The organism is Actinoplanes sp. NPDC026670 (genome assembly GCF_040638175.1).
In the GTDB taxonomy this organism is placed as follows: Bacteria; Actinomycetota; Actinomycetes; order Mycobacteriales; family Micromonosporaceae; genus Actinoplanes.
This window is the reverse complement of record NZ_JBEZXU010000098.1, coordinates 1-13,898: the sequence shown is the minus strand read 5'-3', so window position 1 is coordinate 13,898 and position 13,898 is coordinate 1. Positions and strand designations below refer to the sequence as shown.

At 70.5% G+C, this 13,898-nt stretch carries 14 protein-coding genes; 6 read left to right on the top strand and 8 right to left on the bottom strand.

What is annotated here, in order from left to right:
- Positions 1 to 6: 6 nt before the first annotated feature.
- Genes AB0E94_RS48720 through pseI form a run of 3 tightly spaced genes read left to right on the top strand, consistent with a single transcriptional unit; the run spans position 7 to position 2,535 of the window.
- On the top strand, positions 7 to 1,068 hold the full coding sequence (locus AB0E94_RS48720; protein ID WP_360342311.1) for a glycosyltransferase: 1,062 nt from the start codon (positions 7 to 9) through the stop codon (positions 1,066 to 1,068).
- Positions 1,069 to 1,072: 4 nt separating this feature from the next.
- Positions 1,073 to 1,522: a GNAT family N-acetyltransferase gene (locus AB0E94_RS48715; protein WP_360342308.1), complete on the top strand. Its 450-nt coding sequence runs from the start codon at positions 1,073 to 1,075 to the stop codon at positions 1,520 to 1,522.
- On the top strand, positions 1,519 to 2,535 hold the full coding sequence (gene pseI / locus AB0E94_RS48710; RefSeq protein WP_360342305.1) for a pseudaminic acid synthase: 1,017 nt from the start codon (positions 1,519 to 1,521) through the stop codon (positions 2,533 to 2,535). Before AB0E94_RS48715 ends, pseI begins: the two co-directional genes overlap by 4 nt.
- Before the next feature lie 8 nt (positions 2,536 to 2,543).
- Here the strand turns inward: pseI and AB0E94_RS48705 are convergent, their stop codons facing one another.
- A complete protein-coding gene (locus tag AB0E94_RS48705) occupies positions 2,544 to 4,199 on the bottom strand; it encodes a hypothetical protein (RefSeq protein WP_360342302.1) in 1,656 nt (551 codons plus the stop codon).
- A complete protein-coding gene (locus tag AB0E94_RS48700; RefSeq protein ID WP_360342299.1) occupies positions 4,199 to 5,026 on the bottom strand; it encodes a hypothetical protein in 828 nt (275 codons plus the stop codon). Before AB0E94_RS48700 ends, AB0E94_RS48705 begins: the two co-directional genes overlap by 1 nt.
- A gap of 274 nt (positions 5,027 to 5,300) precedes the next feature.
- Here AB0E94_RS48700 and AB0E94_RS48695 point away from each other — a divergent pair, with 274 nt between their 5' ends.
- Positions 5,301 to 5,645 carry a CrcB family protein gene (locus AB0E94_RS48695; protein WP_360342296.1) on the top strand — a complete coding sequence of 115 codons (345 nt, stop codon included), beginning with the start codon at positions 5,301 to 5,303 and terminating at the stop codon, positions 5,643 to 5,645.
- On the top strand, positions 5,642 to 6,001 hold the full coding sequence (locus AB0E94_RS48690; protein WP_360342293.1) for a CrcB family protein: 360 nt from the start codon (positions 5,642 to 5,644) through the stop codon (positions 5,999 to 6,001). The genes AB0E94_RS48695 and AB0E94_RS48690 overlap by 4 nt, the downstream gene beginning before the upstream one ends.
- Here AB0E94_RS48690 and AB0E94_RS48685 read toward each other — a convergent pair.
- From AB0E94_RS48685 to AB0E94_RS48660, 6 genes are all read right to left on the bottom strand, one after another.
- The gene (locus AB0E94_RS48685; RefSeq protein WP_360342290.1) at positions 5,994 to 8,183 is read right to left on the bottom strand and encodes an MMPL family transporter; all 2,190 of its coding nucleotides are present in this window, start codon (positions 8,181 to 8,183) and stop codon (positions 5,994 to 5,996) included. The two genes, AB0E94_RS48690 and AB0E94_RS48685, sit on opposite strands and share 8 nt — an antisense overlap.
- A gap of 72 nt (positions 8,184 to 8,255) precedes the next feature.
- Positions 8,256 to 8,900: a response regulator transcription factor gene (locus AB0E94_RS48680; RefSeq protein ID WP_360342287.1), complete on the bottom strand. Its 645-nt coding sequence runs from the start codon at positions 8,898 to 8,900 to the stop codon at positions 8,256 to 8,258.
- 28 nt (positions 8,901 to 8,928) lie between these two features.
- Entirely contained in the window at positions 8,929 to 10,233 is a 1,305-nt protein-coding gene (locus tag AB0E94_RS48675) for a sensor histidine kinase (protein ID WP_360342284.1), read from the bottom strand.
- Between the two features lie 80 nt (positions 10,234 to 10,313).
- Positions 10,314 to 10,703 carry a GtrA family protein gene (locus tag AB0E94_RS48670; protein ID WP_360342281.1) on the bottom strand — a complete coding sequence of 130 codons (390 nt, stop codon included), beginning with the start codon at positions 10,701 to 10,703 and terminating at the stop codon, positions 10,314 to 10,316.
- Positions 10,700 to 11,401, bottom strand: a complete 702-nt coding sequence (locus AB0E94_RS48665; RefSeq protein WP_360342278.1) for a glycosyltransferase family 2 protein — start codon at positions 11,399 to 11,401, stop codon at positions 10,700 to 10,702. Before AB0E94_RS48665 ends, AB0E94_RS48670 begins: the two co-directional genes overlap by 4 nt.
- On the bottom strand, positions 11,401 to 11,766 hold the full coding sequence (locus AB0E94_RS48660) for a DUF2304 domain-containing protein (RefSeq protein WP_360342275.1): 366 nt from the start codon (positions 11,764 to 11,766) through the stop codon (positions 11,401 to 11,403). Before AB0E94_RS48660 ends, AB0E94_RS48665 begins: the two co-directional genes overlap by 1 nt.
- A 207-nt stretch (positions 11,767 to 11,973) precedes the next feature.
- Between AB0E94_RS48660 and AB0E94_RS48655 the strand changes: the two genes are divergently transcribed.
- Positions 11,974 to 13,704, top strand: a complete 1,731-nt coding sequence (locus tag AB0E94_RS48655; RefSeq protein WP_360342272.1) for a hypothetical protein — start codon at positions 11,974 to 11,976, stop codon at positions 13,702 to 13,704.
- The last annotated feature ends 194 nt before the right edge of the window (positions 13,705 to 13,898 follow it).

Genomic DNA, 13,898 nt, shown 5'->3' with positions numbered 1-13,898 from the left:
GTCGTCATGGACGTTCTGCTGACCGTCGTCGTGCCGGTGTACGCGGTCGAGGACTACCTCCACGAGTGCCTCGACTCGATCCGTGCCGGGCTGACCCCGGAGGAGAGCGCCTCGGTCGAGGTCATCGCGGTCGACGACGCCTCACCCGACGACTGCGGCGCGATGCTCGACGCGTACGCCCGCCGCCACGGTGACCTCCGCGTCCTGCACCTGACCGGCAACGTCGGGCTGGGCCTGGCTCGCAACGCGGGCCTGGCCGAGGCCCGCGGCCGGTACGTCTGGTTCGTCGACAGCGACGACGTGCTCCCGGCCGGCTCGGTCCGGGCGGTGCTGGAGCGGCTGCGGGAGACCGAGCCGGACGTTCTCCTCGTCGACCACCTGCGGTTGCACGACGACGGCCGGCTCCAGACCGACGCGAGCTCGGCGCTGCTGACCGGCGCGCCCGAGCTGACCCGGCTGATCGGCCTCCAGCACACCGCGTGGAACCGGATCCTGCGGCGCGAGTTCCTCGACAAGCACGACCTGCGGTTCCCCGCCGGGTGGTACGAGGACGTGCCGTTCAGCAACCCGGTCCTGATCGCCGCCGAGCACCTCGACGTGCTGAACCGGGTCTGCTACCACTACCGGATCGGCCGGGCCGGCGCGATCACCGCGACCCGCAGCGAGCGGCACTTCGAGGCGTTCGCCCAGTGGGACCGCTTCTACGCCTGGGTGGACGCCGCCGGTGTCGATCCCGCGCTGCGCATCCGGATCTTCACTCTGATGATCAGCCACCTGCTGGTGGTCGCCGGCAACGAGAACCGGATGCACCCGAGCCACCGCCGGGCCTTCTTCCGGGAGATCGCCGCGCTGTACCGGCGGCACCGCCCGGCCGGTTACCTGCCGCCGGCCGGCGCCGCGGGTCTCAAGCACCGGCTGGTCGCGGCGGACAACTACACGATGTACGCGGCTCTGCGCACCGGCTACCGGGTGGCCGGCCTGCGCCGCCGGGGCACCCAACGGACACCTGCGGTTTCCCGGGACATCCCCTCGGCGCCACAGCGGGTCAAGACCACCTCCATACCTTGACGGCGTGCTTCGACCCGCCCGTGACTCCGACCGTGACCTGGTCCTGCCCTGGCGGAACCATCCGTCGGTACGGGCCGTCAGCCTGACCACCCACGAGATCCAGCCCGCCGAGCACGCCGCCTGGTGGGCCCGGCGCAGCGCCGACGTCCTGATCTACGAGGAGGACGGCGTCCCGGCCGGAGTGGTCATCTTCAACGGTTCCACCTGGTCGTTCTACCTCGACGTGGAGGGGCTCGGCCGGCGCCTCCTGCCCGCGTGGATGCGGCTGGAGAAGGCGGCCGTCGAGCACGCCTTCGGCCCGCTCGGCCTGGACACCCTGGGCGGCGAGACGCTCGCCGAGAACACGCAGGTCCTCGCGCTGCACCGGCGATTCGGGTTCCGCGAGACACGCAGATACGAACGGCTCGTCGACGGGGTGCCGAAGACGGTCGTCTGGACGGAGAGAAGCAGATGAGCAGCAGGAAGCCGTACATCGTCGCGGAGATGTCGGGCAATCACAACGGTTCGCTCGACCGGGCGCTGGCTCTGGTGGACGCGGCGGCCGAGGCCGGAGCCGACGCCATCAAGATCCAGACGTACACCGCGGACACGATGACCGTGGACGTGAAGCACCCGCGGTTCCAGATCTCCGCCGGGCACGACCTGTGGGGCGGCGACTATCTCTACCAGCTCTTCGAGCGCGCGCACACGCCGTGGGACTGGCACGCGCCGATCTTCGAACGGGCCCGCGAGCGGGGCATCACGCCGTTCTCCAGCCCGTTCGACCGGACCGCGGTCGAGCTGCTGGAGAAGCTGGACGCGCCGATGTACAAGATCGCCTCCTCGGAGGTCACCGACCTGCCGCTGATCCGGCTGGCCGCCTCGACCGGCAAGCCGATCATCATCTCCACCGGCATGGCCACGCTCCGCGAGATCACCTCGGCGGTCGAGGCCGCCCAGGGCGCCGGCGCCACCGACGTCACCGTGCTGAGCTGCACCGCCTCCTACCCGGCCCCGCCGGAGGAGACCAACCTGCGGCGCATCCCGGTGCTGGCCGAGGCGCTCAAGCTGCCGATCGGCCTGAGCGATCACACGATGGGCATCGGGGTGCCGATCGCCGCGGTCGCCTTCGGCGCGGTGCTGATCGAGAAACACTTCACCCTGGACCGGGCCGACGGCGGCGTGGACTCGGCCTTCTCCCTCGACCAGGCCGAGCTGAAACTGCTGGTCACCGAGTCGGAGCGGGCCTGGCAGGCGCTCGGCACCACGTCGATCGGCCCGACCGAGGCGGAGAAGGAGAGCCTGCGGTTCCGGCGGTCGCTCTACGTCGTCACCGACGTGCGGGCCGGCGACCCGGTCACCGAGGAGAACGTGCGCTCGATCCGGCCGACGGGTGGCCTCGAGCCCGACCTGATCGGCACGGTGCTGGGGCGCGTCTTCACCGCCGACGCGGCCAAGGGCACCCCGCTCACCTGGGATCTGATCTGAGAAGACCCTTACTTCCGGACCATCTTGTACGCCCGTTTCGCCAGCATGAGGCCACGGCCGCCCCAGCCACGCCGGAGGAGTTGGAGCTCCCAGTCCATCCGGCTGAGCTCCGCGTCCCGTGACTGGATGATCCGCTCGGTCCACTCCATCATCGCCAGCAGGTGCGAGGCCTGGTAGCGCTGCCGCCACAGGGCCTCCACCAGCTGGTGATACCCCGCCACGTCGACCGGGGCGGTGCCCGGCTGCACCGCACGCAGCGCGAGCCGGTGCGCCTGCTGCCCGGCCAGGTCGAGGCCGAACTCGGCACTGTCGATCACCACCTGAAGGTCGATCGCGGCCCGCAGTTCCTCGTCGGCGAGGCTGCGGCCGGCCATCCCGACCAGGATCGCGGCCAGGTCGGCGGCGCTCGCGGTGATCGGCCACGGGTGCGGCCGCCCCCAGGTGAGCAACCGGACCGCGAACTGCCACAGCGCCCGGACCAGCGCGATCTGCGCCGGAACCGGCTCGACCGGGGCCCAGTGGGCGGACAGCACGGCGAACCCGTCCCCGGTCGCCGTGATGCCGGAGAGGTCGGCGAGCGCCTCCGGGCCGCTGATCGGGCCGGTTCCGAGCCACGCCTCGTACCCGGCGATCTCCTGCCGCAGGCCGCGCACGTCGCCGGCCGCGCAGAGCGCCAGCAGCCGATCCTCCAGGCGGCCGCCCGCATCCGGCTGGAGCACCTGAACCCGGCGCAGCCCGTCGATCTCCGGCGGGCCGTCGGCGGGCGCCAGCATCCGTGGGCCGTCCGCGCCGACGGTGTAGACCCCGTTCACGTCGGCGGCCAGCACGTCAGCCCAGGCCGCGGGCCGGTCCGCGGCGCCCGGCGCACGGGCGACGACCAGCCAGCCGCCGGCCACGGTCTCCTCGGCGCCGGCCCGCAGTGCGCGGGCGACGAGCTCCCGCGGGTCGCTGAGCACCGGGCGGCCACGGAAGGCGGTGGTGTAGGCCTGCGCGAGGACCGTGTGCAGCCAGGGCCGCAGCGGGGACCCGGCATCACCGAGGACGCCGCCGCCGACCAGCACGGCCGGATCGGCCGGCTCCGGGAACACGGCCCACACGGCGGCCGGGGCCAGGCCGGCAGCGGACAGCCGGTCGGTCAGCTGGGCGCGTGACGCCGGGCCGTCGACGTCGACGCTCCACGCGGCGGAGTCCCGGAAGCGGGCGCCCGGGTCGAGCCGGACCGTGTGGTGGGCGCCGAGCTGGTTGTCGTGCATCAGGACCAGGGCGCCACCCGGGCGTACCGCCCCGGCGAGAAGCTGGAGCAACTCGTCGGCGGAGAGCTGGTCGCCCTCGGCCGAGTTGAGACGTCCGATGCCGTCGGTGGCGACCACCAGGTCGTACCCCCCGGTCAGATCGATCTTGCCGAAGGCGCCGGACCGGATCGTGATCGTGGGGTGGCCGGTGGCGGCCTGCTCGGCGTCGGTGAGCGAACGCAGCACCCAGGTCACCTCGGCGCCGCCCGCGTCGAGCGCGGTGACCAGTTCGGCCGGGTGCGGCCCGGCGACCAGCACGGTCCGCCCGGGTCCGGCCAGTTCGGCGATCAGGTGGTGCAGCAGCGGGTTGTTCCGGCCGGCCGGCTCGCTCCAGTTGAACATCTCGCCGCCGGAGCGGATCAGGTTCGCCATCACACGTACCCCTCTTTCGGCCAGCCCAGGAGCTTGCGCAGCTCGTCGGGGCGGGCCAGTTCGTCGGCGCCCAGCTGGATCCGGGCGAGTCGGTGGCCGGTCGCGAAGTCGGTCTCCCGGCCGTAGAGCTCCGGCCACTGCCGGTGCAGACGGGGTTCGCCACCGAAGGTCATGTCGGCGTTGTCCAGGACCATCGGATCGCCGTAGACGGCCGCCTCCCGTCCGGCGAGCAGGCCGTACCAGATGGCGCTGCACAGCCGGTTGGAGACGACCCGGCGGTGCCGGCGCAGCTCGGCGAGCTGGTCGACGAGGAAGTCACGGTGGTGGTCACGCCACCAGAAGCCCCGGTAGCCGTGGCAGATGACCCGGAACCCGGCCTGCTCGTAGAGGTGCCGGACCCGGCGCATCCGGTACTCGTTCCAGTACAGACAGGCGGTGATCGGGCCGGTCTCGGTCGCCCGGACCTCGTCGATGAGCCGCTGGTGGTCGCCGTGGACCTGCTGGCCCTCCCAGCCGTGGAAGGGGTAGAAGATCGTCCCCTCGCCGGGTTCGGTGGGCGGCGGCGTCGTCTCGACCAGGTACGCGAACGGCGCGCCGACCACCACCACGTTGCGCCGGCCCTGTGACCAGGAGCGACGTCGGGTCTCCTCGGACCAGACGAGCAGGCGGGCGCCGTCGACGTACGGCGTGCCGGGCGCCAGCCCGTCCCCGATGTTCCAGCCGTGCTGGAGGTACCCCTGGATCCGGGGCGGGTGCAACGGTTCCGGCATCCGGCAGTAGCGGGCCAGGATGTGCGAGTGGCCGTAGTGGTGATTGGCGTGGTGCATCGTCTTCCGCTCCGTCCGCGTGCGGAGCCGCACGTTATCAGCCCTTACTACGTTGTTTTATGCACATTTGATGGCAATGCCTCGGGGAAGTAACCGCCTCGACAACCAGAATTCAGGAGCCGTCCCCCTCCGGGGTCGGTGGGCGATCCGCAAGATCGTGTTCTACAGTGGACGGACAGGCTCGCTCTCCAGCAGGAGCGCCTGGAACCGGCCGGGGTGGACGCCGCCACGTCCCCCCGGCCGGCCGCCCGGCTGTGGGCTAACGTCCCGGGTGATGGATCTCGACGTGCACCCCGCCGATCTGGCCGCCGTCGCCGCCGGTGGCGTGCTCGGCGCCCTCGCCCGTTTCGGCATCGCCACCGCCTGGCCGCACCACCCCGGCGGCTTCCCCTGGTCGACCTGGGTGATCAACGTGTCGGGTTGTTTCCTGATCGGTGTGCTCTACACCCGGATCCAGGGCCGGATTCCGCGACTGCTGCTCGGCACCGGCTTCCTCGGCGGCTACACCACGTTCTCCACCGCGATCGCCGAGGTCACCCAGGCCGGGCTGATCTACCTGGCGGCCACCCTGATCGGCGCCGTGGTGGCGGTCGCGGCCGGCAGCGCCCTGGCCCGATGACAGTCCTGCTGGTGGCTCTCGGCGCGGCGGTCGGCGCGCCGCTGCGCTTCCTCACCGACCGGGTCATGCAGGCCCGGTTCGGGGCGGCCTTCCCGTGGGGCACGCTCACCGTCAACGTGGCCGGCTCGTTCGTCCTCGGCCTGGTCCTCGGGCTGCCGCTCGCTCCCGGCCTGGTGGCGCTGCTCGGCACCGGGTTCTGCGGCGCGCTCACCACGTATTCGACGTTCAGCTGGGAGATCCTGACCCTGTCCCGGCGGCGGGAGATCCTGGCCGCCACCGGGTACGCGCTGCTCAGCATCACAGCCGGAATGGGCGCCGCCGTGATCGGCGGCGCCCTCGGGCACCTGCTCAGCTGACCGGGGTCAGCTCCCGCTCGTCCGTGCGAGCCGAAACGTCCTCGGCGGGCAGCTCGTGCGCGACCTCCGGCAGCCAGCCCAGCCACTTCGGCAGCCACCAGTTGGCCCGGCCGAGCATCGCCATCACCGCGGGCAGCAGCACCGCCCGGATGATCGTGGCGTCCAGCAGGACCGCGGCGGCCAGGCCCACGCCCAGCTCCTTGGTGGCGGTCAGCGGCAGCGTGGCGAAGAGCGCGAACACCGCGACCATCACCACGGCGGCGCTGGTGATCACGCCGGCGGTCCGGCCGATGCCCTCACGGACCGCGTCCCGGGTCGACAGGCCCCGGTCGTGGCCCTCACGGATCCGGCTGACCACGAAGACGTGGTAGTCCATCGAGAGCCCGAACAGGATCACGAACAGGAACATCGGGATCCAGTTGGTGATGCCCCCACCGGAGACGAAGCCGAGCTCCTTCTCGAAGTGGCCGTACTGGAAGACCCAGACCAGCATGCCGTAGCAGGCCGCGACCGACAGCAGGTTCAGCAGCAGCCCGGTGACCGCGACCACGACCGACCGGAACGACACCAGCAGCAGGATGAAGGCCAGTCCGAGGACGAACGCGAACACCAGCGGCAGAGTCTTCGACAGCTGCTCGTTGTAGTCGACACCACCCGCGGTGGATCCGGTGACCAGCGCCGTGGCGCCGAACGTGTCCGGCACCACCCGGTCCCGCAGCAGGTTCAGCGCGTCGACGGCGACGTCGTCGCTCTCCTTGCCGGCCAGGCCGACCGAGACGATCGCGACGTTCCCGGCCGGGTTGACCTCGACGTCGACCGGCTCGACGAGCTTCCCGCCGCTGCCGGCGACCGCGGTCTTGAAGGCCGCGAGCGTCCGCTCGAACTCGGGCGTCCGGACCGAATCGTCCTTGATCACTATCTGCGCCGGGGTGGTCTTGCTCGAGAAGGCCTCGCCGATGGCGACGAAGGTCTGCACCACCGGGGCGTTCGGCGACACGTCCTGGATGGACTGGCCCCGGGTCTTCAGATCGAGCGCGGGGTAGGCCAAGGCGGCAAGCGCGGCGATGGCGACCATCGCCGAGATCAACGGCTTTGCGAGTACGAGTCTGAGCAGCGCGTTCCAGACCCGGCCATCGCTGTTGCGCCGGTACAGGCCGGGGATCTTGATGGCGTCGACCCGGTCACCCAGCGCCGAGAGCAGGGCGGGCAGCACGGTCAGCGAGCCGAGCACCGCAGTGGCCACCACCAGGATGGTTCCGGCGGCGAAGCTGACGAACACGACGTCCTGGGTGAAGAACATGCCGGCCATGGCGATCATGACGGTCAGGCCGGAGACCCAGATCGATCGTCCCGAGGTCTGCGCCGCGATCGTCAGCGCCCGGTGCGGGTCGGCGCCCCGGCGGCGCTCGTCGCGCTCCCGGCGGATGTAGAACAGGCAGTAGTCGACCCCGACGGCCAGGCCGATCAGCAGCATGACGTGCGTCGTCTCGTCGACCGCGGGAGCGTACCGGCTCGCCGCCGCCATCAGGCCGATCGCGGCGACCACCGACATGATCGCCAGCAGCACCGGCAGGAACGCGGCGACCACCGCGCCGAAGGCCACCAGCAGGATGCCGAGCGTGACCGGGATGGAGAGCATCCCCAGCCGGTTCAGGCCGCCGTCCAGCTCCTCGCTGACCAGCTGGTCGGCGCTGGCCGAACCGGCCTCGGCGACGTACAGCTCGGGGTGGGCGCTCTGCACCCGGGCGACCGCATCCATCGCCGGGCCGACCCGCTCCTCGGCGGTCTCGGCGTCACCGGCGATGCTGAAGGTGATCAGTGTCGACCGGCCGTCCAGCGACTCGATCGGCGCCTGCACGTCGATGACGTCCCGGACCGTGCCGAGAGCCCGGGTGACCTCCTCCGCAGCGGCCACCCGGTCGGTGCCGGCCCGGTTCTGGATCAGCACCATCTCGCCGGCCGGCTGCTCGGGGAAACCGGCCGCCGCGACGATCCGGTCGGCGTCGCCCGAGTCGCCGTGCCCGGCCGTGCCCTCGTCCGCCTGCCGGGTGCCGATCTGGGCGCTGAGGACCACCGTCGCGATCACGAAAGCGATCCATCCGAGGATCGCGAGCGCCCGATGGCGGGCACTCCAGATCGCGACGCGAGCCGCGATCCCCTTGACGTTTTCCCTGTTCTCCATGGGTAAAGACGCTATGGAGTCCGAAGTGGCCGATCGATACAGCGGACACCCCGGTCGGAGGTAGGGCTAGCCCTACGGTTGCAGGTAGGCCAGCACTGCCAGGACCCGCCGGTGCTGCTCCTCGTCCTGGTGCAGGCCGAGCTTGGTGAAGATGTTGCGGACGTGCTTCTCCACCGCGCCGTCGGTGACGACCATCTTGCGGGCGATCGCGGTGTTCGACATGCCCTCGGCCATCAGCCCAAGCACCTCCCGCTCGCGCGGGGTAAGGCTGCGCATCGGGTCGTCGCGGCGGCGCCGGACCAGCAACTGGGCGACCACCTCGGGGTCCAGCACGGTGCCGCCCTCGGCCACCCGCCGGAGGTTGTCGAGGAACTCGGCGACCAGCGACACCCGGTCCTTGAGCAGATAGCCGACCGCCCCACGGCGGTCGGCGAGCAGATCGTCGGCGTACGACACCTCGACGTACTGGGAGAGCACCAGGATCGGGCTGCCCGGCACCGAGGCACGGGCCTCGACCGCGGCACGAAGGCCCTCGTCGGTGTGCGACGGCGGCATCCGGACGTCCACGATGGAGACGTCCGGACGGTGTTCCTTGATCGATTGAACGAGAGAGGGCCCGTCCCCGACAGCCGAGACGACGGTATGACCGTTCTCCTCGACGAGCCGGATCAGGCCCTCTCGCAACAGCACCGCATCATCGGCGATTACCACCCGCATGCGCACATGCTGTCAGATCCCGTTGTTTCTAGAGGGGCAGCGCCGCCGTCAGCCGGGTGCCGCCGTCCTCCGGGCTGTCCACCGCGAGGACTCCGCCGGCCGCCCGCACCCGGTCGTCCAGGCCGGCCAGGCCGTGTCCCTTGGCCAGGCTCGCGCCGCCCACCCCGTCGTCGGCGACCGTCACGATCAGTCCGGTGGCGATCCGCTGCACGCTGACCTGCACCTCGCTGGCGTGGCTGTGCTTGGCGACGTTGGTCAGCGCCTCGGCCACCACGAAGTAGGCGGTCGACTCGACACCCGGGTCCAGCCGTTCCATCGGCGGCGCGTCCAGGTCGACCGGGATCGTGCACCGGCCGGCCAGCGCGGTCAGCGCCGCCTGGAGGCCCCGGTCCACCAGGATCGGCGGGGCGATGCCACGGGACAGGGCACGCAGCTCGTCCAGCGTCTCCCGGGTCTGGGTGAGCGCCTCGGCCACGATCGCGCGGGCCCGCTCCGGGTCGTCGGCGAACTGCTGCTCGGCCCGGCCCAGGTCCATCGCGAGGCGGACCAGCCGCTGCTGCGGGCCGTCGTGGATGTCGCGTTCCAGCTTGCGCAGGGCCACCGCCTCGGCAGAGACCGCGGCTGCCTTCTGCGACTGGGCCACGTCCCGCGCCTGCTCCGCGTCGGCCACCTGCCGGCGCAGCTCGTACACGCTGACCAGCAGTCCCCGGGCGAACCAGGCCTCCATCAGCGCGGCGCCACGGACCACCCAGGACAGGGTGCCGGCGAAGAACACCCCGAGGGAGAAGTTGAGGAGCACCCGGTTGGCCATCGTGTCCTGGAAGCCGAGCAGTTCGTGCAGCTCGTAGTTGTCCGGCGGATGCGGCAGCGACCAGTCCCAGAGCGGGTAGGTGAGACCGCCGAGCGCGATCGCCCACCAGACCACGACGAAGCAGAAACCGATGATGTTCGGGATGAACCGGAAGATCCCGTGCAGCAGGTCGAGCCAGGTCTGCCCGTCGGTCAGCGGCCCGAGCGTACGGCGGACGAAGCCCTGGCCACGGTTGCTCTTGTAGATCGGGTGCGTACTCCGCTGCCGCAGCACCGGTCCGATCCGGGCGCGCTCGGTCATGGCGAACCCGCGGGACAGCATCAGCGTGCCGACCAGGATCGGCAGGCCGACCCAGATGATCGCGGTGCCGACACCGACGGCGAACCCGGTGATGCCGACGACCAGCGTGATCAGGCCGAGCGGGAAACCGAGCAGCACATATTGTGTGTCGATCGCCAGCTGGCGCAGGTAGCGACCGATCAGGCTCCGGGAGGGCACCGTGTCGGCGTGTGTCGTCGTCATGTCTTGAACCTAGGCATCCGAGCCCAGCCGGGCGATCCGGTGGACTGCCGGACCGGAGGTAGGGATAACCCGACCATCCCCTAGGTGAAGATCCACTTCCGGGACACGAGGTAGTTGGCCACGGACAGCGCGGCCGTGGTGAGCACCTTCGCCACCAGGTACATCAGCCCGAGGGCCGTGAGCGCCCGCACCAGCACGACGGTCACCAGCAGGTTCGCGGCCACCAGCGCGAGATAGGCGGCGAGTTGGCGGCGCAGCCGGCCGGTCGAGGCGAAGGACCACTGCCGGTTGAGGGCGAAATTGACCACGAACCCGGCCAGGAAGGCCAGCGCGGTGGCCGGCTCCAGCCGCAGGCCGGCCAGGCCGTGCAGCACGTAGAGCAGGCCGGCGTCCACGACCACGCTCGCGCCACCGACGAGCAGGAACCGGAAACCGCTGCTCCGGTACAACCTGACTACGTCGGCGGTCACCGGCGGACCAGGGCGAGCAGCAGCGCCAGGCCGGAGCGGAACAGGTAGACCATCGCCTTCGCCGGTGAGGCGCTCGGTGTGCCGCCCTGGCGGGGGCGCATCGACACCGGGATCTGCTTGATCACATAGCCGGAGCGTTTGGCCTGGACGATCGTGTCGACGGTGTCGCCGAGGTACTCGACCGGGAAGTTCGTCGAGTAGAAGGCGATCAGTTCGCCCCGGCAGGCCCGGAACCCGGAGGTGGTGTCGGTGAGCCGGGTGCCGGCGATCGCGGACAGCGCCATCGACAGCAGTTTCATCGCCCACTGCCGAGGGCCACGGACCCGGTACTCGCCCTCACCCGCGAACCGGGCGCCGATCACCAGATCCGCGTCGGCCAGTGCCGCCACCATGTCCCGGATGTACCGCGGATCGTGCTGGCCGTCGGCGTCCATCTGCACGGCGATGTCGTACCCGTGCTCGACGGCGTAGCGGTAGCCGAGCCGGCGGGCCCCGCCCACACCGAGGTTGTAGGGCAGCCGCACCACCTTCGCGCCCGCCGACCGGGCCACCGCCGCGGTCGCGTCCCGGGAACAGTCGTCGACCACCAGGATGTCCGTGCCGGGAAATTCCTGATGAATTTCTTTGATCACCGCGTCGATCGATTCCGCCTCATTCCAGGCGGGCAGGATGGTGAGCAGTCGCTCATCGGTTGCCATCACGGCGTGGTCACTCTCTCCCGCGATTCCTGCAATTCGGCGACATCCGCCCGGAGAAGCGCGATCTCCTCGGAGAGACTGCGGGTCTCCTCCTCCAGCCGGCTGCTCTCCCAGGAGAGGTGCACGGACACCAGAAACAGGAAGACGACGCTCAGAAACAGGAACAGGCTCAGGCCGGACGCGATCCCGAGGACCGAGGTGAACCCGTCGAGCAGGGTCGGGACGAACGCCAGCGGAAGTACGGCAGCGGCCACTACCAGCCACAACGCGCCGTACTTCTCCCGCAGTTGACGCCGCCTCAGCAGCTCGAAGATGACGACCAGCATGATCAGCCCGGTTGTCGCGGTTACGAAGACAAGCCTCATCGGATTCCCCTGAAGTCCCGATCGGTGCGGGTCGAGAGTCGAGGATGAATGCGGCCCGCCGGTGTGCAATCGGCGAGTGCCATGTGGACGTGACATGTCCAGAGAATGTCGATGCACGTGGTGCGCGAAATCGCGACAGTGATGATCTCCGACTGCTGCTACCGTTTCGCCGATTGACCGCCGCCCCAGGAAAGAAAAACGACGCCCATGCCGACAGAGGTCATCCCGTATTCCCCGCCCGAGACGACGGCCAGGCGAACCGACCACGGACGGATCATCATCGCGATCCTCGCGCTGGGCTGGCTGGCGGGAGTGCTGTGGCGGCTCTGGCTCGGCGCCCCGATCACCCACCCCATCGCACACGCCGATGAGGACAGTTACATGAACGCGGCGCGGGCCATCGCCGGCGGGCCCGAGGGGTTCAGCTCGGAGACGCCGCTGTTCCGCCGGATCGGGTATCCGCTGCTCGTCTCACCGGCCTTCCTGTTCGGGCTGGACTTCGCGACCTCGTACAAGATCGTGCATGTCATCAACGCGGCGATCAGCGCGCTGACGCTGCCGCTGGCGTACCTGCTGGGCCGCCGGATGTTCGGTCTGAACACCCGGGTCGCGCTGGCCGCCGCATTCGTCACCGGCACCGTTCCGGCGGGTGTCTTCTGGTCGCTGGTCGGCATGACCGACTCGGTGATGGCGCCGCTCATGCTCGGCTGGTTCCTGGCCGTCCACTGGTGGATCGGCGCGCCCGCACGCAAGGCGCCGGCGATCAGCGTGGGTGTGCTGACCGGCGTGCTCTACCTGGTGCACATCCGCGGCACGATCCTGGTGCTGGTCTACTTCGCGTTCCTGGCGTTCCTGCTGATCCGCAAGCGGGTGGGCCGGCCGGGCGCGGGTCTGTCACTGGTCCCGCTGATGCTCGCGGTGATCCTGAACCAGGTGGTCATCATGCTGATCGGCGACCGGGTGCACCTGCGCGGTGACATCGTCGGCGGCGGCACCATGGCGGTGTTCACCGAGATCCAGCGTCTCCAGGTCTTCATCGCCTCGTTCGGCACCAACGTCTGGTACATGTGCGTGGTCACCGGCGGGCTGGCCGGCCTGGCCTGGGTGGCGACCACGGTCGAGATGTTCCGCCCGGCACGTGACGCGGCGTTCCGCTGGACCGCCGGGCTGGCCCTGTCCAGCACCGTCGGCGTCGGCCTCGGGGCGGCCGTGGTGCTGGCCGGCCTGGTGGACACCCAGTCGGACGCGCTCTACTCCCGCTACGTGCAGGTGTTCGTCCCGTTCTGGATCCTGTTCGGCTTCGCCGTGCTGGCCGATCAGCGCCTGCGCACGCTGGCCCGGTACGCCGTGGTCCCGGTGCTGATCCTGGTCGCCGGCGGACTGGTGATCGCCTACCGGCTGCGCTACGTCGCCGAGCGGGGGCACCAGCTGTCGTACGGCCTGTTCGGCGGCCCGGACCTGATGACGATGACCGCGGGCTGGTCTCAGTTCCGGCCGTACGTCGCCACCGCCATCGGTCTGGCCGCGCTGGCCGTGCTCCTGGCCGCCACCCGCGTGCGCCGGCTGGTCATCCCGGTGATGGCCGTCGTGGTGGTGGCGAACGTGGCGACCATGGCGGTGATGCGGCACCGGCTCGTCGAGCCGATCGGGCAACGGTTCACCATGCCGATCGACCTGGGTGATCTCGGTGTCGGGCCGGACGACACGATCTCCTACACCAGGCGCATCAGCAACGAGGCCTACTACGTCTACTACCACGACGTGTACTGGAGCGAGTTCAAGCCGGTCGGCGAGGACGACGTGCCGTCGCCGGGCATCGAGGTCATGATCGGCCGCTACTACCCGGGCGAGAAGCTGCACTGGGACGGCGCCGCACACGGCTTCACCCTGCTCAAGGCGAGCGCAGAGGCACACATCGCGGTCTGGCGCCGCAGCTGACAACCGCGAGCCGTCGCTCACCGCGGTTTTGCGGACCGCATTCCGTCGCTGAGCGACAGCTGAGACCGCCGGCCGTCGCTCACCGCGGTATCGCGGACCGCATTCCGTCGCTGAGCGACGGCCGAGACCGCCGGCCGTCGCTCACCGCGGTATCGCGGGCCGCCGTCCGTCGCGGGGCGGCGGCGGGGGCCGCC